At 61.6% G+C, this 21,592-nt stretch carries 20 protein-coding genes, 1 tRNA gene and 1 pseudogene; 18 read left to right on the forward strand and 4 right to left on the reverse strand.

All coding sequences use genetic code 11. The features are described 5' to 3' along the window. Positions 1–16: 16 nt before the first annotated feature. The 4 genes from cphA to NFV80_RS11610 all read right to left on the reverse strand — a co-directional run bounded on the left by cphA (position 17) and on the right by NFV80_RS11610 (position 6,040). A complete protein-coding gene (gene cphA, locus NFV80_RS11595; RefSeq protein ID WP_295324183.1) occupies positions 17–2,188 on the reverse strand; it encodes a cyanophycin synthetase in 2,172 nt (723 codons plus the stop codon). Between the two features lie 151 nt (positions 2,189–2,339). After that, positions 2,340–2,822 (reverse strand): DUF1854 domain-containing protein, encoded by a 483-nt coding sequence (locus tag NFV80_RS11600; RefSeq protein WP_295324181.1) that lies wholly within the window; start codon positions 2,820–2,822, stop codon positions 2,340–2,342. Continuing rightward, positions 2,819–5,092 (reverse strand): ABC transporter ATP-binding protein, encoded by a 2,274-nt coding sequence (locus tag NFV80_RS11605; RefSeq protein WP_295324275.1) that lies wholly within the window; start codon positions 5,090–5,092, stop codon positions 2,819–2,821. The genes NFV80_RS11600 and NFV80_RS11605 overlap by 4 nt, the downstream gene beginning before the upstream one ends. A 189-nt stretch (positions 5,093–5,281) precedes the next feature. After that, the gene (locus NFV80_RS11610) at positions 5,282–6,040 is read right to left on the reverse strand and encodes a spermidine synthase (RefSeq protein WP_295324272.1); all 759 of its coding nucleotides are present in this window, start codon (positions 6,038–6,040) and stop codon (positions 5,282–5,284) included. 192 nt (positions 6,041–6,232) lie between these two features. Here NFV80_RS11610 and NFV80_RS11615 point away from each other — a divergent pair, with 192 nt between their 5' ends. The 18 genes and pseudogenes from NFV80_RS11615 to NFV80_RS11700 all read left to right on the forward strand — a co-directional run bounded on the left by NFV80_RS11615 (position 6,233) and on the right by NFV80_RS11700 (position 21,585). Further along, the gene (locus tag NFV80_RS11615) at positions 6,233–6,595 is read left to right on the forward strand and encodes a hypothetical protein (RefSeq protein ID WP_295324178.1); all 363 of its coding nucleotides are present in this window, start codon (positions 6,233–6,235) and stop codon (positions 6,593–6,595) included. Between the two features lie 48 nt (positions 6,596–6,643). After that, the gene (locus NFV80_RS11620) at positions 6,644–6,868 is read left to right on the forward strand and encodes a hypothetical protein (RefSeq protein ID WP_296758741.1); all 225 of its coding nucleotides are present in this window, start codon (positions 6,644–6,646) and stop codon (positions 6,866–6,868) included. Positions 6,869–6,986: 118 nt separating this feature from the next. Continuing rightward, positions 6,987–7,703, forward strand: a pseudogene (locus tag NFV80_RS11625) (aquaporin); the annotation flags it as partial. A 297-nt stretch (positions 7,704–8,000) separates the two neighbouring features. Next, complete coding sequence (gene secG, locus NFV80_RS11630; protein WP_296758743.1) at positions 8,001–8,372, forward strand: preprotein translocase subunit SecG; 372 nt, start codon at positions 8,001–8,003, stop codon at positions 8,370–8,372. 67 nt (positions 8,373–8,439) lie between these two features. Continuing rightward, positions 8,440–8,524 (forward strand) — tRNA-Leu (locus NFV80_RS11635). Between the two features lie 59 nt (positions 8,525–8,583). Continuing rightward, positions 8,584–8,958: an NADH-quinone oxidoreductase subunit A gene (gene ndhC / locus NFV80_RS11640; protein WP_296758745.1), complete on the forward strand. Its 375-nt coding sequence runs from the start codon at positions 8,584–8,586 to the stop codon at positions 8,956–8,958. A gap of 3 nt (positions 8,959–8,961) precedes the next feature. After that, entirely contained in the window at positions 8,962–9,438 is a 477-nt protein-coding gene (locus NFV80_RS11645) for an NADH-quinone oxidoreductase subunit B (RefSeq protein WP_296758747.1), read from the forward strand. A gap of 24 nt (positions 9,439–9,462) precedes the next feature. Beyond that, a complete protein-coding gene (locus tag NFV80_RS11650; RefSeq protein WP_295331454.1) occupies positions 9,463–10,068 on the forward strand; it encodes an NADH-quinone oxidoreductase subunit C in 606 nt (201 codons plus the stop codon). Next, positions 10,061–11,314: an NADH-quinone oxidoreductase subunit D gene (locus tag NFV80_RS11655; RefSeq protein WP_295331455.1), complete on the forward strand. Its 1,254-nt coding sequence runs from the start codon at positions 10,061–10,063 to the stop codon at positions 11,312–11,314. The genes NFV80_RS11650 and NFV80_RS11655 overlap by 8 nt, the downstream gene beginning before the upstream one ends. Continuing rightward, on the forward strand, positions 11,314–11,787 hold the full coding sequence (nuoE, locus tag NFV80_RS11660; RefSeq protein ID WP_295331456.1) for an NADH-quinone oxidoreductase subunit NuoE: 474 nt from the start codon (positions 11,314–11,316) through the stop codon (positions 11,785–11,787). The genes NFV80_RS11655 and nuoE overlap by 1 nt, the downstream gene beginning before the upstream one ends. Before the next feature lie 26 nt (positions 11,788–11,813). Next, positions 11,814–13,109, forward strand: coding sequence for an NADH-quinone oxidoreductase subunit NuoF (gene nuoF / locus NFV80_RS11665; protein ID WP_295331464.1), 1,296 nt, complete (start codon positions 11,814–11,816; stop codon positions 13,107–13,109). A gap of 11 nt (positions 13,110–13,120) precedes the next feature. Continuing rightward, a complete protein-coding gene (nuoG, locus tag NFV80_RS11670; protein WP_295331457.1) occupies positions 13,121–15,448 on the forward strand; it encodes an NADH-quinone oxidoreductase subunit NuoG in 2,328 nt (775 codons plus the stop codon). Then, the gene (gene nuoH, locus NFV80_RS11675; RefSeq protein WP_295331458.1) at positions 15,445–16,497 is read left to right on the forward strand and encodes an NADH-quinone oxidoreductase subunit NuoH; all 1,053 of its coding nucleotides are present in this window, start codon (positions 15,445–15,447) and stop codon (positions 16,495–16,497) included. Before nuoG ends, nuoH begins: the two co-directional genes overlap by 4 nt. Before the next feature lie 10 nt (positions 16,498–16,507). Then, positions 16,508–16,996, forward strand: a complete 489-nt coding sequence (gene nuoI / locus NFV80_RS11680) for an NADH-quinone oxidoreductase subunit NuoI (RefSeq protein WP_295331459.1) — start codon at positions 16,508–16,510, stop codon at positions 16,994–16,996. A gap of 12 nt (positions 16,997–17,008) precedes the next feature. Next, positions 17,009–17,611, forward strand: coding sequence for an NADH-quinone oxidoreductase subunit J (locus NFV80_RS11685; protein ID WP_295331460.1), 603 nt, complete (start codon positions 17,009–17,011; stop codon positions 17,609–17,611). Positions 17,612–17,684: 73 nt separating this feature from the next. Beyond that, a complete protein-coding gene (gene nuoK / locus NFV80_RS11690; protein ID WP_295331461.1) occupies positions 17,685–17,990 on the forward strand; it encodes an NADH-quinone oxidoreductase subunit NuoK in 306 nt (101 codons plus the stop codon). A gap of 2 nt (positions 17,991–17,992) precedes the next feature. After that, positions 17,993–20,077, forward strand: coding sequence for an NADH-quinone oxidoreductase subunit L (gene nuoL, locus NFV80_RS11695; RefSeq protein ID WP_296758752.1), 2,085 nt, complete (start codon positions 17,993–17,995; stop codon positions 20,075–20,077). A 23-nt stretch (positions 20,078–20,100) separates the two neighbouring features. Further along, positions 20,101–21,585: an NADH-quinone oxidoreductase subunit M gene (locus NFV80_RS11700; RefSeq protein WP_295330804.1), complete on the forward strand. Its 1,485-nt coding sequence runs from the start codon at positions 20,101–20,103 to the stop codon at positions 21,583–21,585. Positions 21,586–21,592 lie beyond the last annotated feature (7 nt).

Below are 21,592 nucleotides of genomic sequence, written 5' to 3' on the forward strand. Positions count from 1 at the left end.
TGCCGAGCGCGGTGAATCAGGCGACGGGGAAGGTTTCCAGTCCGGTGCGAATGATCTCCGGCCCGATTCCCAGCGCCCAGGCGGCGGCGCTCGCGGCGAGGACGTTTTCTACCTGGAATTCGGCCTCGCCGTCGCTCGTCAGGGGAACGCCGTGCAGGCCGACGATCTCCCTTTCCTGGTCGCCGCTAGCGAGAATCACACGCCCATTGCGCGCATATACCGCCCGCTTGCCTTGCGCCCGGTGTTCGACGATCGCCGGCAGCGTCGGGTCTGCGGCAAAGAAGATGACTTCGCCGTCACAAAGTGGTGCCATTTCGACCAGCATCGGCTGGCTTGCATTGAGCACGGCGGCGCCCGTCGGCAGCACCAGATCGACTTGCGTGCGCAGGATGGTGAACACCTGCTCGGCAGTGCTTACGTCGTAGCGGCCGAAATGCCGGGCGGCATCGAAGTTGGTGATCACCCCGACCTGACAGCGGTCGTAGGCGAGGCCTTCACTGAGGATGGTGTCGCTGCCGTTCTCGAAGACGGCAGCCTCGACCGCGCGGTTCATCAGGATGCGGTGCGCGGCTCCCCAGTTGGCGCTGTCGCCCGCGTCGATGCAGCGTCGATCAACGAACAGGCCGCTGCTGCAGGCGAGCCCCGTGTGCTTGCCGGAAAGGGCAAGCAGGCGCGTGATCAGGCGGGCGACGGTGGTCTTGCCGAGGCTGCCGCTGACGCCGACCACCGGAATGCGGCCATCGTCGCCATTGGGGAACAACTCGTCGACGATGGCTTGCCCGACCGGGCGAGGTTTGCCGAACTGTGGCTTGAGATGCATCAGCAGGCCGGGGCCGGCATTGACTTCGACGATCGCTCCGCGCTGCTCGTCGAGTGGGCGCGAAATGTCCTCACAGACCAGGTCGACGCCGGCGATGTCGAGACCGACGATGCGTGCGGCAAGCGAGGCGGTCGCCGCCGTCTCGGGGTGAACCAGGTCGGTGACGTCGTCGGTATGGTTGCCGCTGCGCACGATCAGCACCTCGCGACCTGCTGGCGGGATCGACTCCGGAGTGAAGCCCTGGCGAGTTACTTCGAGTCGGGCGACCGGGTTGTCGGCGAGGTCGATGACGTCGAGCACGAATTCCTCCGCCGCACCGCGGCGGGGGTCGGAGTTGATCTGGATGTCGATCAATTGGTTGACCGTCGACTGGCCGTCGCCGATGATCCTGGCCACCTCACCGCGCGCCGCCGCGGCGAGCTTGCCACCGACGATCAGAAGACGGTGTTCCGAGCCACGTACGTAGCGTTCGACGATGACGCCGCTACCTTCCTCGACTGCCGCGGCGTAGGCCGACTCGACCTCTGCTCTGCTCACCAGATTGGTGAACACGCCGCGTGCGTGATTGCCGTCGGATGGTTTGACCACCACCGGGAAACCGATTTCGTCGGCTGCTTCACAGGCATCTTCGACGCTATCGACCAGGCGTCCTTCCGGAACCGGGACGCCACACGAACTGATCAGCGTCTTGGTGAGATCCTTGTCACGCGAAATGCCTTCGGCGATCGCGCTGGTGCGGTCGGTTTCGGCGGTCCAGATGCGCCGGCTACGTGCACCATAACCGAGCTGAACGAGGTTGCCGGTGGCCAGCAGGCGAATCGCGGGGATGCGGCGCTCCTTGGCGGTCGCAGCCTCGACGATGCATCCGGTGCTCGGGCCGAGCAGCTTGCGCTCGGCCATGTCGGCGAGATGCGCCACCGTGCCGGCGACGTCGAAAGGCGTGTCCCTGATCGCAGCGAGCAGCAGGTCGCGTCCGGCGTAAAGGCAGGCGCGGGTGACGTCCTCATGCCAGGCGCGCACCACGACTTTGTATACGCCGCGCGTCGAGGTTTCGCGTGCCTTGCCGAATCCGCCGGGCATGCCGGCGAGGTTCTGCAGTTCGAGCGTGACATGTTCGAGGATGTGCGCCGGCCAGGTGCCTTCCTGGACGCGGCGCAGAAAGCCGCCGCGCTCGCCGTAACTGCAGCGATGCTCGATCAGCGACGGCAGCAAGGCGCTCAGGCGTTCGTAAAATCCCGGAATGGTGTTCGACGGAAAGTCCTCGAGTTCACCGATATCGACTACCGCTTCGATGGCCGGACGGTAGGTCCAGATGTTCGGACCGCGCAGGTAGCGAATCTCGATGAACTTGATGTCTTTGCTTTTCATGTCGTCGGTCCAGGCACAGGAAGGTTGGCGCGTATAGGCGCGGGGCAGGCAGCGGACCTTGGGACAACGGAGCAGGCCCGGCTTGTCGTCGAAATAACGTGGCATACGTCAATCGGCTGACCGTTGGTCGCCGCAATTGGCTCAGCCGCGCTCACAGGAAGCGGTCCAGAATCCGGCGGCTTTGCTGATCGAGTGCGTTACGGTCGCGAATCAGGAAGTGAATGCCGTGGCTGTCGGCGATCAGCAACGCCGGTGGCGTCAGACGGCGGATGTCCTCTTCGCCCTTGAGGACGAAGCTGGTCGGGCCACGATCGGTTTCCACCTGCCAGGTGCTCGGCGTCGCAAAACTCGCGACGCCGATGATGCGGGTGATTACCGGCATGAACTCGCGCTGCGCGAGTTCGTCCGCGAGCAGTCCGCACGTTGCTTCGGGCAGGTCGGCCAGTCGCTCGATCCAGGCGAGCTCGTTGCCGTAGGGATCGACCAGAGCGATGCCGTCATCGGCCGCGGTGATCGGGAAGGCGCGTACCGGCACCACTCCGCCATGAATCTCGCCGTCCGGGCCGACGAGTTCGAGCCGGCCAAAGGCATTTCGACGCAACTGCAGCGGGTACTCCGTCGGGCTGACGTTCATTCACGGTCTCCCTCGTCTATGCGGTCGATGTCCATCCGGCGGAGCTCGTCTTCGGTGTCGACGTTGCGCGCCTGCGCCTGATAGAGGCGGTAGTAGTGCCCTTCCTGCGCCATCAGCTCGTCGTGGCTGCCGACTTCGACGACGCTGCCCCGATCGAGAACGACCAGGCGATTGGCGTCGCGCAGCGTGGACAGGCGGTGCGCGATGGCGATCGTCGTGCGTCCGCGTACCAGGTTGTCGAGAGCTTTCTGGATTTCCTTTTCGGTGGTCGTGTCCACCGACGACGTGGCTTCGTCGAGGATCAGAATGCGCGGGTCGATCAGCAGGGCGCGGGCAATCGATATGCGCTGCCTTTCTCCGCCCGACAGCGCCTGCCCCCGCTCGCCGACCAGGGAATCGTAGCCGTGCGGCAGGCGCAGGATGAACTCGTGCGCATGCGCGGCGCGAGCGGCAGCGACGATCTCGGCCCGGGTCGCCTCGGGCTTGCCGTAGGCGATGTTCTCGGCGATTGTGCCAAAGAACAGGAAGGGTTCCTGCAGGACCAGGCCGATGTGCTTGCGGTACTCGGCAACCGGCAGCGAGCGGATGTCGACGCCGTCGATCAGGATGGCGCCTTCGCTGACATCGTAGAATCGGCAGATCAGGTTGACCAGCGTGCTCTTGCCGGAGCCGCTGTGGCCGACCAGGCCGATCATCTCGCCGGGTTCGATGACCAGGTCGATGTCGCGAGTGACGCTGCGTGTGCCGTAGCGAAAGCCGACATCGCGCAGTTCGATGCGGCCGGCGACCTTGGCCAGGTGCACCGGGTTCGTCGGCTCGGGAACGCTGGAAACGTGGTCGAGAATGTCGAAAATGCGCTTGGCACCTGCCGCCGCCTTTTGGGTGACCGAAACGATGCGGCTCATCGAGTCGAGGCGCAGGTAGAAACGGCTGATGTAGGCGAGAAAAGCGGTGAGGACGCCGACCGTGATCCGATCCTGGGCGATCTGCCAGATGCCGAAAGCCCAGACGATCAGCAGACCAATTTCGGTGAGGAGCGTCACGGTCGGGGAAAACAGCGACCAGACCTTGTTGACCCGGTCGTTTACGTCCAGATTGTGCGCATTGGCCGCGCGAAAGCGCGCCGCCTCTCGGCTTTCCTGAGCAAAGGCCTTGACCACGCGGATGCCGGGAATCGTGTCGGCGAGCACGTTGGTCACTTCGGCCCAGATGCGATCGACCCGCTCGAAACCGGTGCGCAGCTTCTCGCGCACGACGTGGATCAGCCAGCCGATGATCGGCAGTGGCAGCAGGGTCACCGCCGCCAGCCAGGGGTCGATCGACACCAGGATCACCGTGGTCATCAGGATCATCAGCACGTCCGTGGCGAAGTCCAGCAGGTGGAGCGAAATGAAGATGTTGATGCGGTCGGTTTCGGAACCGATGCGCGCCATCAGGTCGCCGGTCCGCTTGCCGCCGAAGTATTCCTGCGAAAGCTTGAGCAGGTGCTCGTAGGTGGCGGTGCGCAGGTCGGCGCCGATCCGCTCCGATACCAGCGCCAGAATGTAGGTGCGTCCCCAGCCGAGCACCCAGGCGAAGAGCGACGATCCGAGCAGACCCGAAAGGTAGAGAGCGACCAGTCCGGCGTCGATCGGCTGGCCGTTCTGGTAGGGAATCAGCACCTTGTCCATCAGCGGCATCGTCAGGTACGGTGCCACCAGTGTGGCCGCGGTGGTCAGCAGCGAAAGGACGAAGGCGACCAGCAGTCGTCCTCGGTACGGTCTGGCGAAACGCGCCAGGCGCAGCAGCGTCCAGGTCGAGGGTGGCTCGTGGATTTCCTTGCTGCACGCCGGGCATTCTTCCTGTCCGGCAAGCAGTGGGGTCTCGCACTTCGGGCAAAGCGCCTGTGGCGACGCCGGCGGCATTTCGCCGGTGACCCGGAAAGCCAGTTGACGGGCGAAATGGTCGACCAGGCGACCGGCGGCGACGTCGGCGCCCAGCGTGTAGCGCCAGTGGCCCAGGCGTGATTCGCGGTCGCACAGTTCGAGGCTGCCGACCCCCGAATGATCACGCCGCGAAAGGGAAAGTCCGGGCCGGTACGTCCAGCTTCGCCACTGCTGGTCGTCGGCCGACATCACCAGCAGGCGGTCGCTGGTCACCACCACGATGCCGCTGCTGAAGCGCAGTCCTGCATCCAGGTCGATCTCCAGCGCCGCCAGCACCTTCTCGTCGCGAGTCAACTGCTGTTCGAGCGGCGCGACCCATGCGGCGGGCAGCGTCGGTGGTGCCATTGCGGCGAGCAGCGAGTCGAGGGGAGGGGATGCGGATTCGACTGGAGTCATTAGTGGATCGCTGAATTACCGAGCAGGCTGTGGGAGGCGTCGCGAGGCCGCAAGTATAATACCCTCCGGCGATGCGGGCGCCTTCCCGATTTCCCTCGCCCGTACCCGGCGCTGTGGTCGGCGAGGAATCGCCCCACACTAGAGGCGGAGACGATGGCTGCCGAGCTGACATTGCTGCTGCAGGCGGGCGACGGTTGGCAGGAGGTTGAGCCCGGTTTCCTGGCGGCACTGGCTGGCGCGGTCGAGCAGTTCGTCGTAGCCGGCATCGACGCAATCGCCGGCGGCAGCGAGGGCAATGGTATTGCCGCCGTCGCCGGAGGGAAAGACCAGCGTTCGGCCATCGAAGGCCTGGTTGATGCGATCGACGCTGGCCTGAAAACCGCGCTCGCGACCGAGCAGGTTCACCGCCAGCAACCCGTGCTCACCGAGGCGGGCGCGACAGGCCTGGTAGAAGGGGAGGGTATCGAGGACGCCGGCGCGGGCGTTGCGGTCGAAGCCGTCGATCAGCAGGTAGTCGTGGTGGCTGTCGCCGGCGAGCATGTAGTCGGCGCCGTCGGCGATGATCACACGCAGTCGCGAAGGGTCGTCGGGCAGTTGGAAGTGCAGCCGTGCGACAAGCTCGATCTGCGGGTCGATTTCGACGACCGTGATCCTGGTTTTCGGCAACTGGTGGTAGATGAACTTTGCCAGTGACCCGGCGCCGAGGCCGATCAGCAGCGCCTGGCGTGGCCACGGCGGATCACGCAGCAGCAAGCCGGTCATCATTTCGCGCGTGTAGGCGAGTTCCAGCGCATTCGGGTATTGAATGCGCATCGCTCCCTGCACCCAGGCTGACGAGAAATGCAGATAACGGACCCCGGCCTTCTCGCTGATTTCGATCGAACTGCGGTTGACCAGCCGTTGCCGCAGTTGTCCGAGCCGCTCGGCAAGCCGATCTCTAGGTGTGCGCAAGGAGGCGATCGCTCAGCGGGCTGGCGGAAGTGTGGAAAGCGTTGCCAAGGATAGAAGGTTAGGAAATCCAACGGCGCCATCGGAAGTGTATGAGTCCCCGTGAAGCGGTGTCAATCTCGGATTGGGTCCCGTGAACCCATGAAAAGTCATCTGACTCCCGCTTCGCCCAGTGCCTGTGGTCATCCAGGAATTGCCGATTCCATTCTTGCGCTGGCGGCGAGCGGCGTCCTTTGCCTTGCGGGCGTGGGGCATGGCGGCAACGTTCCCAAGCTAGCCGCGGCGGACGTGGCCTCCGGGGCGGCGCTAAAGAACAACGTTGTGTTTGGCAGCGTGAACGCCAACAAACTGCACTGGTTCAAGGGCGCCGAAGCGCTGGCGCGCGCGGATCGTTCCTGGTTGACTCGCCTCATTACCCGGCGCGAGCGCCCGGAGAACTTCGCCCAGGCTCTGGCGAGGAAGACGGAGGAAATCAAAGTCATCATCCAGTTCTCAGAGGTATGATCGCCCAATGACTGTCGGGTGGGAATTGGCAACCACATCGCCGTGCGCATGATGAGCCCAGTCGGGCATCTGGTCTGCCTTGGCGTTTTCGGCTTGATGGTCCCGCTGCTGCTCGCCCTGATCGTCACGACCGCTGCAGCGTCTGGCTATCTTGGCTATGTTGGGACCTATACCGGCAACGGAAGCGAAGGAATCTACGACTACCGGTTTAGCCCAGCCACCGGTGAATCCACTCCGATCGCTCCGGCTGGTCTTCAGCATCGCTTCGGATAGCGGCAGCTTGGCACCTGTGCAATGGATTCGCGGCGGAGGCAGGACGCCGCGCACTCTCGCGACAAAACCGAAGGGCTCGAAACGCGTTCCCTGGCGGCCGTTGTAGTCCGAGTTCGCCGGAACCGCCCTGTTCGTGCTCGTTGGCCTTTCGATCGTCATCGTGATGTTCGGGTCGGGCAGTCCCGTGCCGAGCGCGACTCCCAGCCTCGATGCTCGCCACCTCATCGCAGGGTTTCTCTTCGGCTCGACGGGGGCTCTGATTGCGCTGTCTCCGGTCGGCAAGATAAGCGGCGCGCACATCAACCTGGCCGTCACGCTGGGCTTCCTTCTCATGCAGAAGCTTGATTTCCCAGTGGCGCTCGGCTAAGTGCTGGCCCAACTGGCGGGCGGAATCCTTGGATCTCTGCCGCTTCTGGCGTGGGGTTCATTGGGGCAAAGCGTGTCCTACGGTGCGACGTCGCCGGGTCAGGGCTACTTTACCCAGGCCGCCTTGCTCGGCGAGGTGGCAAACACCATCACCATGGTCACGCTACTGACCGCTTTCTTGGCGTTCAGGCGAATTCGTCCGTTCACGCGCGCTCTTTTCCGCCCGCTTAACGTGATCATGGTGTATCTGAAGGCGGCAGTATCGGGCACCAGCACGAACCCGGCGCGCAGCCTCGGCCCGGCGCTCATCTCGGGCCAATGGCACGGTAAATGGGTGTACTGGGCCGGTCCGCAGACCGGCATACTGCTGGCACTTGTTGGCTGCAGTTTCCTGGCTCGACGCATCAAGGTCGCCAAGCTTTACCACTTCGATAGCGATCGCGACGGCCTGTTCCGCAGGGAATGTTAACGGCTTCCAACCAACATGGAAATCTGGCGCTGAGCGTCTGACCGGAGGCAGCATGGTCGGCGCCCGTTCCCGGAACTTTGGCAGTCGCCCATGGTGCCCAGCCGGAACAGGGCGTGCGCCGTATTCCAGTTCTGGCGACAGTGGGTGGAAGCAGTTTCGTCTGGGACAAAGGGCCGGTGTGGCAGACAGTCGTCGCACGAAAATTGACCGGAAACGCGCAATCTGGCTATACTCTGCAAGTTTTTTCTGCGTCGTCCGGTTGGCGACGCGCATGCGCCAGGTCGATCAAGAGGTAATATGGATTATCTGTTTTCCGTGGTACTGGTGGTGCACATACTCGCCGCGATCGGCGTGATCGGGCTGGTCCTGATGCAGCATGGGAAGGGCGCCGACATGGGCGCTGCGTTTGGCAGCGGTGCTTCGGGCAGCCTGTTCGGTGCTACCGGGTCCGCCAATTTTCTCAGCCGCACCACTGCGGTACTGGCGATGGTGTTTTTCGTGACCAGCCTGTCTCTCGCCTATCTTGCCTCGAGCAAGCCAAAAACGACTGGCAGTGTGATGCAGGATGCGGTAAACTCCGCGCCTGTTCCGGCAGCACCGGCCGGTGGCGCCGAGCAGGGGACAAGCCCGGCGAATCCAGATTCGAAGGCGAAAGATATTCCCAAGTAATTCGGTTGCAAGGCAGCAGCGAGCGAAGCAGGATCCCTCGACGAGCTCGACCGTTGTCCGTGGTAATGCCGACGTGGTGAAATTGGTATACACGCTATCTTGAGGGGGTAGTGACTTCGGTCGTATGAGTTCGAGTCTCATCGTCGGCACCAGGAGGAGCCATGCGGGGCGGGTGGCTGCAGTCTGAGTTGAAGTGCTTGTGGGGCGGATCATGCTGGAAAGCTATTTCCCGGTCTTTGTCTTCATCCTGATTGGCATCGCATTTGGTTTCGCGCCGGTGATTGCTGGCATGGTGGTCGGACCGCATCGCCCCGACAGCGAAAAACTCTCTCCTTACGAATGCGGCTTCGAGGCTTTCGAAGATGCGCGCATGAAGTTCGATGTGCGCTATTACCTGATCGCCATCATCTTCATCCTCTTCGACCTGGAAGTGGCGTTCCTGCTGCCCTGGGCGACGATCTTCCGGGAGATCGTGCACACCGAGTCGGTCAGGTGGTTCGGTTTCCTCGAGATGCTGGTTTTCATCGCCATCCTGGTCGTCGGCTACCTCTATGCCTGGGCCAAGGGCGCTCTGGACTGGGAGTGAGTGATGGGCATTGAAGGCATTCTTCAGGAAGGCTTCGTCACCACCACGGCGGACAAGCTGATCAACTACGTGCGTACCGGCTCGCTGTGGCCGATGAGCTTCGGGCTTGCCTGTTGCGCCATCGAAATGATCCATGCGGGCTGTTCGCGCTACGATCTCGATCGCTTTGGCATCGTCTTTCGCCCCAGTCCGCGCCAGTCCGATGTCATGGTCGTCGCCGGGACGCTGACCAACAAGATGGCGCCGGCAATGCGCAAGGTTTACGACCAGATGGCCGAGCCGCGCTGGGTGGTTTCCATGGGATCCTGTGCCAACGGCGGCGGTTACTATCATTACGCCTACTCGGTGGTGCGCGGTTGCGACCGGATCGTTCCCGTGGATATCTACGTTCCCGGCTGTCCGCCGACTGCGGAAGCGCTGATCTACGGCCTGATCCAGTTGCAGAACAAGATTCGCCGGACCAATACCATCGCCCGCTGAACACAACCAACCCGAGAGTGAGTCATGTCCGCCACGCTGGAAGCGCTTTGCCAGAACTTGCAGAAACATCTCGGTGATCGAGTCAAGTCCCTGAAGGTGGCGCTCGGTGAAGTGACCATCGAGGTCGATGCCGCCGACTACCTGGCGGTGATGCAGAACCTTCGCGACGAGCCGGAGTTGGCTTTCGAAGAATTGATCGACCTGTGCGGCGTCGACTATTCGACGTATGGCAATGTGGCGTGCAAAGGCAGGCGCTTTGCGGCAGTCAGCCACCTCTTGTCGATCACCCGGAATTGGCGCTTGCGCGTTCGCTGCTTCGCACCGGATGACGATTTTCCTTCGGTGCCGTCGGTCACTTCCGTGTGGAACAGCGTCAACTGGTTCGAGCGCGAGGCTTTCGACCTGTTCGGAATCGTTTTTCCGGGACACAGCGACCTGCGCCGTATTCTCACCGACTACGGCTTTGTCGGGCATCCGTTCCGCAAGGATTTCCCGGTCTCGGGTTACGTCGAGATGCGCTACGACCCGGAGCAGCAGCGAGTAATCTATCAGCCGGTGACGATCGAGCCGCGCGAGATCACGCCACGGATCGTTCGCGAAGCGACTTACGGGAACGTCGACAATGCCTGAATTGCGCAACTTTACCCTGAACTTCGGGCCGCAGCACCCGGCTGCGCACGGCGTTCTGCGAATGGTGCTCGAACTGGACGGCGAGGTCGTGATGCGGGCCGACCCGCATATCGGCCTGCTGCACCGCGCGACCGAAAAGCTCGCCGAGAACAAGACCTGGATCCAGTCCGTGCCGTACATGGATCGCCTCGACTACATGTCGATGATGTGCAACGAGCACGCCTACTGCATGGCGATCGAAAAGCTGCTGCAGATCGAGGTGCCGCTCCGGGCGCAGTACATCCGCGTAATGTTCGACGAAATCACGCGTGTCCTCAATCACCTGCTCTGGGTTGGCTGCCACGGTCTGGACGTGGGCGCAATGACCATGGTGCTCTACGCCTTCCGCGAGCGTGAGGACCTGATCGATGCCTACGAGGCGGTGTCGGGAGCGCGCATGCATGCAGCCTACTATCGGCCGGGTGGCGTTTACCGTGATCTGCCCGATCGCATGGCGCAATATCAGGAGTCGAAGTGGAAGACCGCCGCGCAGATCAAGCCGTTCAACGACGTGCGCAGCGGTTCGCTGCTCGACTTCCTCGACGATTTCGTCGGTCGTTTTCCGAAGCTGCTGGACGAGTACGAAACCCTGCTGACCGACAATCGCATCTGGAAACAGCGTTTGGTCAATGTTGGCATCGTCTCGCCCGAGCGCGCGCTGCAGCGGGGCTTTACCGGGCCGATGTTGCGCGGCTCCGGTATCGCCTGGGATCTGCGCAAGAAACAGCCGTACGAAGTGTACGATCGGCTGGACTTCGACATTCCGGTGGGAGTTACCGGTGACTCGTATGACCGCTATCTGGTCCGCATGGAAGAGATGCGACAGTCCAATCGCATCATCAAGCAGTGCATCGACTGGTTGCGGCAGAATCCGGGTCCGGTGATGTCCGACAACCACAAGGTGGCGCCGCCCGATCGTGCAGCCATGAAGTCCAACATGGAAGAACTCATTCACCACTTCAAGCTTTGCACCGAAGGCCTGCATGTCCCGGAGGGCGAAGTCTATTCGGCGGTCGAGCATCCGAAGGGAGAGTTCGGCATCTACGTGATTTCCGATGGCGCCAACAAACCGTATCGTTTGAAGATCCGCCCCCCCGGTTATGTGCACCTTTCGGCGATGGACGAGATGGTGCGTGGCCACATGCTCGCCGACGTGGTGACGATCATTGGTTCGCAGGACGTTGTTTTTGGCGAGATTGACCGCTGATGCTGACTTCAGAATCCCTCAAGAGAATCGATCGTGAAATTGCCAAGTACCCGGCCGATCAGAAACAGTCGGCGGTCATGGCAGCTCTCGCCATAGCACAGGAAGAGCAGGGCTGGCTGTCGAGCGAGGCCATCGAGTTCGTCGCCAATTACCTCGGCATGGCGCCGATCGCTGCCTACGAGGTGGCCACCTTCTACAACATGTACGACCTCAAGCCGGTCGGCAAGTACAAGGTGTCGGTATGTACCAACCTGCCGTGCATGCTCACTGGCGGGGTCGACGCTGGTGAATATCTGAAGAAGAAGCTGGGTATCGGTTACAACGAAACGACTCCGGACGGTCTGATCACGCTAAAGGAAGGCGAGTGCATGGGCGCCTGCGGCGACGCGCCGGTGATGATCGTCAACAACCGGCGCATGTGCAGCTGGATGAATCCCGAGCAAATCGACAAACTGCTGGCGGAGCTCAAGTAATGGCGATTCTCGGTGCGATCAACCCGATGCTCAGCGTCGGTCTGGATGGCGATAATGCCTGGCGTCTGGCGGATTACGTCAAGCGTGGCGGTTACCGGGCGTTGCGGCGCATTCTCGAAGGCAAGATTCCGCAGGGCGACGTGATCAACGAGGTCAAGAAATCGGTCTTGCGCGGTCGCGGCGGTGCCGGATTTCCTACCGGCCTCAAGTGGAGTTTCATGCCGCGCTCCTTCCCGGGTGACAAGTACGTGGTCTGCAATTCGGACGAAGGCGAACCTGGGACTTTCAAGGACCGCGACATCCTGCGTTACAACCCGCACTCGGTGATCGAGGGGATGACCATCGCCGCCTATGCGATGGGCGCTGCGCGCGGTTACAACTATATTCACGGCGAAGTGTGGGAGATCTACGAGCGCTTCGAGGAGGCTCTCGACGAAGCGCGCGCCGCTGGCTTTCTGGGCGCGGAGCTGCTCGGTTCCGGGTTCAGCTTCGACCTCTTCGCGCATCACGGCTATGGCGCCTATATCTGTGGCGAAGAAACTGCTCTGCTCGAGTCGATCGAGGGCAAAAAGGGGCAACCGCGTTTCAAACCACCTTTCCCGGCGTCTTTCGGTTTATACGGCAAACCGACGACGATCAACAACACCGAAACCTTCGCCTCGATCCCCTACATCATCAACATCGGAGGCGAAGCCTATCTCGAGGCCGGCAAGCCCAACAACGGCGGTACCAAGCTGTTCTCGGTTTCGGGGCATGTCAATCGCCCCGGCAACTACGAAGTACCCCTTGGCACGCCGTTCGCGACCCTGCTCGAAATGGCTGGCGGCATGCGTGGCGGCCGCAAGCTGAAGGGCTGCATCCCGGGCGGCTCGTCGGCGCCGGTGGTTCCTGCGGCGACGATGATGGACTGCACCATGGACTACGATTCGATCAGCAAGGCCGGCTCGATGCTCGGCTCGGGCGCGGTCATCGTCATGGACGAAACCACTTGCATGGTCAGGGCGCTTGAACGTCTCTCCTATTTCTACTACGAAGAATCGTGTGGTCAGTGCACACCTTGCCGCGAAGGAACCAGTTGGCTGTACAAGGTGCTGCATCGCATCGAGAATGGCCAGGGGCGGGCCGACGATCTCGATCTGCTCGCGAGCGTGACCACCAATATCATGGGTCGCACCATCTGCGCGCTTGGCGACGCGGCATCGATGCCGGTGCAGAGCTTCATCAAGCATTTCCGCGACGAGTTCGCGTACCACATCGAACACAAGAAGTGCCTTGTGCCCGTTGATGTGCAGCGCGCCGGCAGCGGCTTCTTTACGGCTTAGGGTGCGAGACGATGGAAATCGAAATCGACGGCAAGCTGGCGAATGTGCCTGATGGCAGCACGATCATGGACGCCGCCCAGCAGCTTGGTGCTTATATCCCGCATTTCTGCTATCACAAGAAGCTCTCGATCGCGGCCAACTGTCGCATGTGTCTGGTGCAGGTGGAGAAGGCGCCGAAGCCGATGCCGGCCTGTGCCACTCCGGTCACGAACGGGATGAAGGTGTTTACGCACTCCGAACTGGCGGTGCAGGCCCAGAAAGGAGTGATGGAGTTTCTGCTGATCAATCACCCCCTCGATTGCCCGATCTGTGACCAGGGGGGCGAGTGCCAGTTGCAGGATCTGGCGGTCGGTTACGGTGGCAGCGCCTCGCGCTTTCAGGAAGACAAGCGAGTCGTCTTTCACAAGGACGTTGGCCCGCTGATCTCGATGCAGGAAATGGCGCGGTGCATTCACTGTACGCGCTGCGTTCGCTTCGGGCAGGAAATTGCCGGGGTGATGGAACTCGGCATGGCGAGCCGCAACATGCATTCCGAGATCACCACCTTCGTTGGTCGTTCGGTCGACTCGGAACTGTCGGGCAACATGATCGATCTCTGCCCGGTCGGCGCTCTGACCTCCCGGCCGTTCCGCTACACCGCGCGCAGTTGGGAGTTGTCGCGCCGCAAGTCGATCAGTCCGCACGACAGCGTCGGTGCCAACCTGACCGTGCAGGTCAAGAACAACATCGTGATGCGCGTCCTGCCGCGCGACAACGAGGAAGTGAACGAGTGCTGGATCTCCGACAAGGAGCGCTTTTCGTACGAGGCATTGAATTCTCCGGCGCGCCTGGGCAAGCCGATGGTTCGGGTAGACGGTGCATTGCGCGAAGTCGACTGGAACGTCGCGCTCGATTACGTCGCGCATGCCCTCAGGGATGTCGTCGGCAACAGCGGCGGCGAGTCGCTGGCGGCACTGGCCTCACCGCAGGCCACGCTCGAAGAACTCTATCTGCTGCAGAAACTGACGCGTGGTCTTGGCTCGGGCAGCGTCGATTTCCGTCCGCGGCGGCGGGACTTCTCGGCCGATGACAAACTTGCCGGCGTGCCCTGGCTGGGACTTCGGTTCGCCGAAATCAAGGATCTCGATGCGGCGTTGGTGATCGGCAGTTTCCTGCGCAAGGACCACCCCCTATTCGCACAGCGGTTGCGTCAACTGGCCAAGAAGTGGGGCAAGGTCAGTCTATTGTCGGTTGCTGGCGACGATCCACTGATCAAGTTGCACGCGCAGTTGACCGTTTCGCCGGCCGATCTGCCGCGGGCACTCGCTGCGGTCGTCAAGGCAGCGGCAAGGTTGAAGGGCGAACTGGTTCCGCCTGGGCTTGAGGCAGTCGAGCCCTGCCCGATCAGCGAAGCCATCGCGAGCAGCCTGCTCGCGGGCGAAAAACGGGCGCTGTTTCTCGGCAACGCTGCCGAGCAGAATCCGCAGGCAGCACAATTGCACGCGCTGGCGCTCGAACTTGCGAGACTGACCGGTGCCAGCTGCGGTTTCCTCGGGGAGGGTGCCAATAGCGTCGGCGGCCACGTGGCGAAAGCGCTGCCGACTGCGCTCAATGCGTACGAAATGTTCGCGCAACCGCGCAAGGCCTATGTTCTTCTCGGAGTTGAACCGGAACTCGATTGTCACAACCCGCAACAGGCACTTGCCGCGCTCAAGGATGCGGCGCTGGTGGTCGTGCTGACGCCGTTTGCCGATGGTCTGGTGCGAGACTACGCGGATGTGCTCCTGCCGATTTCGCCGTTCACCGAGACCGCGGGCACCTTTGTCAACGCCGAGGGGCGGGTGCAGAGTTTCCAGGGCGTCGTTCGCCCCCTCGGCGATTCGCGACCCGGCTGGAAGGTACTGCGCGTGCTCGGCAATCTGCTGGGACTGCCGGGTTTCGATCAGGACTCGAGCGAACAGGTGCGTGACGAAATCGCACCGCCCGGACAGGAATTCGTGGCCGGATTGAACAACGGACTCGCGGCTCTGCCCTTGTCGTTGGCCTTTGCCCGCAGTGGTCTGCAGCGCGTTGCCGATGTGCCGATCTATTTCGCCGATCCGCTGGCTCGCCGCGCGCCGGCGCTGCAGAAGACGCGCGATGCGGCGGCACCGATGGCGCGCATGAGCGCGCAGACACTGGCGACGCTGCGTATCGGCGACGGCGTCCCGGTTCGCCTCAGGCAGGCCGACGGAGAGGTTGTGCTCACGGCTCGAGCGGACGAAACAGTACCGGCCGGCTGTGTTCGGGTTGCTGCAGCCCATGCTTCGACTGCGGCGCTGGGCGAGATGTTCGGTGCGATCAACGTGGAGCGTGCATGATGGTCGATGCGCTGCAGGGACTATTGCAAGGTCTGTTCGGGGCGGCATTTCCGCTGGTCTGGGCCGTCCTCAAGATCGTGCTGATCATTGCACCGCTGCTTCTCGCGGTTGCCTACCTGACCTTCTGGGAGCGCAAGGTCATCGGCTGGATGCAGGTGCGCATCGGACCGAACCGGGTCGGACCCTGGGGCCTGATTCAGCCGATCGCCGATGGCCTAAAGCTGCTCTTCAAGGAAGTCGTGATCCCCACCGGTTCCGACAGGAGCGTGTTTCTGCTCGCGCCGATGTTCGCTTTTGCTCCGGCTCTGGCCGCCTGGGCAGTGATCCCGTTCAACGATACGCTGGTGCTGGCGAACGTCAATGCCAGCCTGCTCTACATCATGTCGATCAGCTCGATCGGCGTCTACGGGATCATTCTCTCGGGCTGGGCATCGAACTCGAAATACGCCTTTCTCGGCGGCATGCGCTCTGCGGCCCAGATGATCTCGTACGAAGTCGCCATGGGGTTGGCACTGGTCGTCGTGCTGATGGTGTCGAACAGTCTCAATCTCGGCGACATCGTCGGTGCGCAGGGCCGCGGTCATTTTGCCGACAAGGGTCTGGGCTTCCTATCGTGGAACTGGCTGCCGCTGCTCCCGATGTTTGTCGTTTATCTGGTGTCGATCGTTGCCGAGACAAATCGCGCGCCGTTCGATCTCGCCGAGGGTGAATCGGAGATCGTCGGTTTCCATGTCGAGTATTCCGGGATGGCTTTCGCGGTCTTCTTCCTCGCCGAGTACGCCAACATGATCCTGGTTTCGACGCTGGCCTCGATCCTCTTTCTCGGCGGCTGGCTGTCACCGGTCGGTTTTCTGCCGGATGGCATTCTCTGGCTGTTCCTGAAAATCTCGGCCGTCCTGTTCGTCTTTCTCTGGATCCGCGCCACTTTTCCGCGCTATCGCTACGACCAGATCATGCGCCTCGGCTGGAAAGTGTTCATCCCGCTCTGCCTCGTATGGCTGGTCGTGGTCGGCGTCTGGATGATGTCACCTTTGAACATCTGGAAGTGAGAGGCCAGGCATGGGTTCGATGAAGGAAGTTTTCAACAGTCTACTGCTCAAGGAACTGTTCAAGGGCATGTCGGTGACCGGACGCTACATGTTTTCGCGCAAGATCACCGTCCAGTATCCCGAAGAAAAGACGCCGCAGAGTTTCCGCTTTCGCGGTTTGCATGCGCTGCGGCGTTATCCCAACGGCGAAGAGCGCTGCATTGCCTGCAAGCTGTGCGAGGCGGTCTGTCCGGCCATGGCAATCACCATCGAATCGGACCAGCGGGCCGACGGCTCGCGGCGCACGACGCGTTACGACATCGACTTGACGAAATGCATTTTCTGCGGCTTCTGCGAGGAGGCATGTCCGGTCGATGCCATCGTCGAAACGCGGATTTACGAGTACCACGGCGAGACGCGTGGCGACCTCTATTACACCAAGCCGATGTTGCTGGCCAATGGTGACCGTTACGAAACGCAGATCGCGGCAGACCGCGAGCTCGACTCGAAATACCGCTGACAGGCAGACACGATGGAATTCAAGACCTTCGTTTTCTACTTTCTTTCGGCGATCCTCGTGCTTGCCGGACTACGCGTCATCACCGCCCGCAATCCGGTGCACGCTGCGCTCTACCTCGTCCTTGCGTTCTTTACGGCGAGCGGCGTGTGGATGCTCTTGCAGGCGGAGTTTCTGGCCATCGCCCTGGTGCTGGTCTATGTCGGCGCGGTCATGGTGCTCTTCCTGTTTGTGGTCATGATGCTCGACATCAATCTCGACCGCCTGCGCGAGGGCTTCTGGAGCTACCTGCCACTCGGATCGATCATTGCACTGCTGATGGTCGTGGAAATGGGTCTGGTGCTCGGTGGCAATTATCTCGGCCTGTTCGAGAGCAGCGTTGCCCAGGCCGCTGCCGAGGACAGCAATGTGCAGGCGGTCGGGCGCCTGCTATTTACCGATTATGTCTATCCCTTCGAGCTGGCGTCGGTGATCCTGCTCGTCGGGATCGTCGCTGCGGTGGCCCTGACGCAACGCGACAAGCGGAAGAACAAGGCGGTCAGCCCCTCGCAGCAGGTATTTGTCAAGGCGAGGGACCGCGTACGCGTGCTGCAGATGCCCGCCGAGAAGAGCGAGTAGCGCCGCGTTTGAAGCAAAACCGGGCGGCGGCGGGATGCCCGCACGCCGTGCAGAAGGAACCAGGGAGGCACCCTTGCTTACACTGTCCCATTTCTTGATCCTGGGCGCGATTCTGTTCGCAATCAGCGTTGTCGGCATCTTCCTCAACCGAAAAAATCTGATCATCATATTGATGTCGATCGAGCTGATGCTGCTGGCGGTGAACATGAACTTCATCGCCTTCTCTCACTACCTGCAGGATCTTGCCGGGCAGATTTTCGTCTTCTTCATCCTGACTGTTGCCGCGGCCGAATCGGCCATCGGCCTGGCGATTCTCGTGGTGCTGTTCCGCAACCTGAAGACCATCCACGTGGATGATCTGGACAGCCTGAAGGGTTGATCATGGAAATGCAAAAGCTCTACCTGCTGGTTCCGCTGGCCCCGCTGTTTGGTGCCATCGTCGCCGGCCTGTTCTGCCGGGTGATTCCACGCTGGGTGGCGCATACCGTGACGATCGCCGGGGTGGCGGTTTCCTGCTTCGCTTCGTATGTGATCTTCAAGGACGTGTTGGCTGGCAACAGCTACAACGGCCCGGTTTACCAGTGGCTTACGTCGGGCGACTACCGGTTCGAGGTGGGCTTCCTGATCGATCGGCTCAGCGTGACGATGATGCTGGTCGTCACCTTCGTTTCCCTGATGGTGCACATCTACACCATCGGCTACATGCAGGACGACCCTGGGTACAATCGCTTCTTCAGCTACATTTCGCTATTCACCTTCTCGATGTTGATGCTGGTGATGAGCAACAACTTCATGCAGCTCTTCTTCGGCTGGGAAGCGGTCGGGCTGGTATCGTATCTGCTGATCGGTTTCTGGTACACAAGGCCGACGGCGATCTTCGCCAATCTCAAGGCGTTTCTGGTCAACCGGGTCGGTGACTTCGGCTTCATCCTCGGTATCGGGCTGGTGCTCACCTACTTCGGGACGCTCGATTACGCGGCGGTATTCGCCAAGGCCCCCACCGTCGCTGCCCACAACACCATCGTGCTGTTCGGCGAGGGCCAGGGCGTCGCCGTGACGACGGCAATCTGCATCCTGCTGTTCATCGGTGCCATGGGCAAGTCTGCGCAGGTGCCGCTGCATGTCTGGCTTCCCGACTCGATGGAAGGTCCGACGCCGATTTCCGCGTTGATCCACGCCGCGACGATGGTGACGGCGGGGATCTTCATGGTCGCACGCATGTCGCCGCTGTTCGAGTTGTCGACTACGGCGCTGTCCTTCGTCATCGTGATCGGCGCGATCACCGCACTGTTCATGGGCTTCCTGGGCGTCATCCAGAACGACATCAAGCGCGTGGTGGCGTATTCGACGCTCTCGCAACTCGGTTACATGACCGTCGCCCTCGGCGCGTCGGCATACTCGGTGGCGATCTTCCATCTGATGACGCATGCCTTCTTCAAGGCGCTGCTGTTCCTCGCCGCCGGCTCGGTGATCATCGGCATGCACCACGACCAGGACATTCGCAACATGGGTGGTCTGCGCAAGTACATGCCGATTACCTGGATCACTTCGCTGATCGGTTCGCTGGCGCTGATCGGCACACCGTTCTTCTCCGGTTTCTATTCCAAGGATTCGATCATCGAGGCGGTTGCCCTTTCGCACATTCCGGGATCGGGTTTTGCCTATTTCGCCGTCATGGCTGGCGTCTTCGTCACCGCCTTTTACTCGTTCCGGATGTATTTCCTGGTGTTCCACGGTGAGGAGCGTTTCGGCAAGTCGAGCCATCACGACGATACCGCGCACGCCGCGCAGCATGTGGCGCACGACGACCAGGCAGCGGCACACGACAGCCACGCGCATCCCGCCGACGATGCGCACGCGGAGCATCATGGCCTCGCACCCGGGCAGAAGCCGCACGAAACGCCTTGGGTGGTCACGCTGCCGCTGATCATGCTGGCGATCCCCTCGGTGATCATCGGCTACATGACCATCGAGCCGATGCTGTTCGGCGATTACTTCAGGAGTGCGATTGTCGTCGACGCCGAGGTGCACCCGGTGATGGAGGAACTCGCGCATCACTTCCATGGCGCGTTCGCGATGGCCACGCATGCGGTCACTACGGCCGTCTTCTGGCTGGCCTTGCTCGGCGTGGCAGCTGCCTGGTTCCTGTACATGAAGCGCCCGGATCTCCCGGCGGCGGTCAAGTCCCGATTCGGATTCCTGTATACCCTGCTGGACAACAAGTACTACTTCGACAGGTTCAACGAGGTGTTCTTTGCCGGCGGCGCCCGCCTGCTCGGCCGAGGCCTCTGGAAGGGCGGCGACGCTGGCCTGATCGATGGCATCATCGTCAATGGTTCGGCACACCTCGTGGGCTGGTTTGCTAGCGTGGCTCGATTGTTCCAGACCGGTCACATTTACCACTACGCTTTTACGATGATCATCGGCGTGTTCGTCTTGATGACCCTGTGGGTCACGCGCGCCTGAGCTAGAAAAAGACTGGGAACGATATGTCAGCCACGCCGCTTCTCTCTCTCGCCATCTGGGTTCCGATCCTCGCCGGGCTGGTCGTCCTGGCGACGGGCTCGGATCGCAATGCACCGCTGGCCCGGATGCTGTCCCTGGCGGGCGCTCTCGCCGGCCTGTTGGTGACGATTCCTTTGTATACCGGTTTTGACCTGCACACGCCGGCGATGCAGTTTGTCGAGCTGAAGACCTGGATTCCGCGCTTCAACGTCAATTACCATCTTGGCGTAGACGGAATCTCGATGCTTTTCGTGATTCTCAACAGCTTCATCACCGTGACCGTGGTGTTGGCCGGCTGGCAGGTGATCGACAACAAGGTGGCGCAGTACAACGCCGGCTTCCTGATCATGTCAGGACTGATGAACGGGATTTTTTCTGCGCTCGACGGTCTCCTGTTCTACGTCTTCTTCGAGGCGTCGCTGATTCCGCTGTATCTCATCATCGGTGTCTGGGGAGGCCCGCGGCGGGTGTATGCGGCATTCAAGTTCTTTCTCTTCACCTTGTTCGGTTCGCTGCTTTTTCTGATCGCGCTGCTTTACCTGTTCATTGCTTCCGGGGGAAGTTTTTCGATCCTCGACTGGCACGAGTTGCCCATCGGCATGACCCCGCAGAGTTGGCTGTTCCTGGCGTTCCTCGTCGCCTTCGCCGTCAAGGTGCCGATGTGGCCTGTCCACACCTGGTTGCCGGACGCGCATGTCGAAGCACCAACTGGTGGGTCGATCGTGCTCGCGGCAATCGCCCTGAAGCTCGGCGCCTACGGCTTCCTTCGCTTCTCCCTGCCGATCACGCCCGATGCTTCGCATGCCTTCGCCGGCCTGCTCGTCGGGCTTTCCCTGATCGCCATCATCTACATCGGATTCGTTGCCCTGGCGCAGGAGGACATGAAGAAGCTGGTGGCGTATTCGTCGATCGCTCACATGGGTTTCGTCACTCTCGGTTTCTTCCTCTTCACGGCTCTTGGCGTCGAGGGTGCGCTGGTGCAGATGATCTCGCACGGTTTCGTTTCCGGCGCGATGTTCTTTTCGATCGGCGTCATGTATGACCGGGCCCATTCGCGGCAGATCGTCGATTACGGCGGTGTGGTGAACACGATGCCCAAGTTCGCTGCCTTCTTCATGTTGTTTGCCATGGCCAATGCGGGGCTGCCTGCGACCTCCGGCTTCGTCGGCGAGTTCATGGTCATCCTCGCTTCGGTCGAGCACAGTTTCTGGGTGGCGTTCGCCGCGGCTTCCACCATGATCGTCGGTGCCGCCTACACGCTGTGGATGTACAAGCGTGTCGTATTCGGCGCAGTGGCCAATCACCACGTGGCTGATCTTACCGACATCAACGGGCGCGAGTTCCTGATATTCGTCCTGTTTGCCGTGGGCGCGCTGGGCATGGGCCTCTATCCGCAGCCCTTTACTGAAGTGATGCATAGCTCGGTCAACGACTTGTTGCGTCACGTCGCCCTCAGCAAGATCCAATAATTGGTAG

Origin of the sequence: Accumulibacter sp. (assembly GCF_023806565.1) — a bacterium.
In the GTDB taxonomy this organism is placed as follows: Bacteria; Pseudomonadota; Gammaproteobacteria; order Burkholderiales; family Rhodocyclaceae; genus Accumulibacter.

Excerpts from the sequence above, each read along its gene's own strand:
- cphA (WP_295324183.1), bottom strand. The coding sequence starts at position 2,188 with ATGAAAAGCAAAGACATCAAGTTCATCGAGATTCGCTACCTGCGCGGT.
- NFV80_RS11600 (WP_295324181.1), bottom strand. The coding sequence starts at position 2,822 with ATGAACGTCAGCCCGACGGAGTACCCGCTGCAGTTGCGTCGAAATGCC.
- NFV80_RS11605 (WP_295324275.1), bottom strand. The coding sequence starts at position 5,092 with ATGGCACCACCGACGCTGCCCGCCGCATGGGTCGCGCCGCTCGAACAG.
- NFV80_RS11615 (WP_295324178.1), top strand. The coding sequence starts at position 6,233 with ATGAAAAGTCATCTGACTCCCGCTTCGCCCAGTGCCTGTGGTCATCCA.
- NFV80_RS11620 (WP_296758741.1), top strand. The coding sequence starts at position 6,644 with ATGATGAGCCCAGTCGGGCATCTGGTCTGCCTTGGCGTTTTCGGCTTG.
- secG (WP_296758743.1), top strand. The coding sequence starts at position 8,001 with ATGGATTATCTGTTTTCCGTGGTACTGGTGGTGCACATACTCGCCGCG.
- ndhC (WP_296758745.1), top strand. The coding sequence starts at position 8,584 with ATGCTGGAAAGCTATTTCCCGGTCTTTGTCTTCATCCTGATTGGCATC.
- NFV80_RS11645 (WP_296758747.1), top strand. The coding sequence starts at position 8,962 with ATGGGCATTGAAGGCATTCTTCAGGAAGGCTTCGTCACCACCACGGCG.
- NFV80_RS11650 (WP_295331454.1), top strand. The coding sequence starts at position 9,463 with ATGTCCGCCACGCTGGAAGCGCTTTGCCAGAACTTGCAGAAACATCTC.
- NFV80_RS11655 (WP_295331455.1), top strand. The coding sequence starts at position 10,061 with ATGCCTGAATTGCGCAACTTTACCCTGAACTTCGGGCCGCAGCACCCG.
- nuoE (WP_295331456.1), top strand. The coding sequence starts at position 11,314 with ATGCTGACTTCAGAATCCCTCAAGAGAATCGATCGTGAAATTGCCAAG.
- nuoF (WP_295331464.1), top strand. The coding sequence starts at position 11,814 with ATGCTCAGCGTCGGTCTGGATGGCGATAATGCCTGGCGTCTGGCGGAT.
- nuoG (WP_295331457.1), top strand. The coding sequence starts at position 13,121 with ATGGAAATCGAAATCGACGGCAAGCTGGCGAATGTGCCTGATGGCAGC.
- nuoH (WP_295331458.1), top strand. The coding sequence starts at position 15,445 with ATGATGGTCGATGCGCTGCAGGGACTATTGCAAGGTCTGTTCGGGGCG.
- nuoI (WP_295331459.1), top strand. The coding sequence starts at position 16,508 with ATGGGTTCGATGAAGGAAGTTTTCAACAGTCTACTGCTCAAGGAACTG.
- NFV80_RS11685 (WP_295331460.1), top strand. The coding sequence starts at position 17,009 with ATGGAATTCAAGACCTTCGTTTTCTACTTTCTTTCGGCGATCCTCGTG.
- nuoL (WP_296758752.1), top strand. The coding sequence starts at position 17,993 with ATGGAAATGCAAAAGCTCTACCTGCTGGTTCCGCTGGCCCCGCTGTTT.
- NFV80_RS11700 (WP_295330804.1), top strand. The coding sequence starts at position 20,101 with ATGTCAGCCACGCCGCTTCTCTCTCTCGCCATCTGGGTTCCGATCCTC.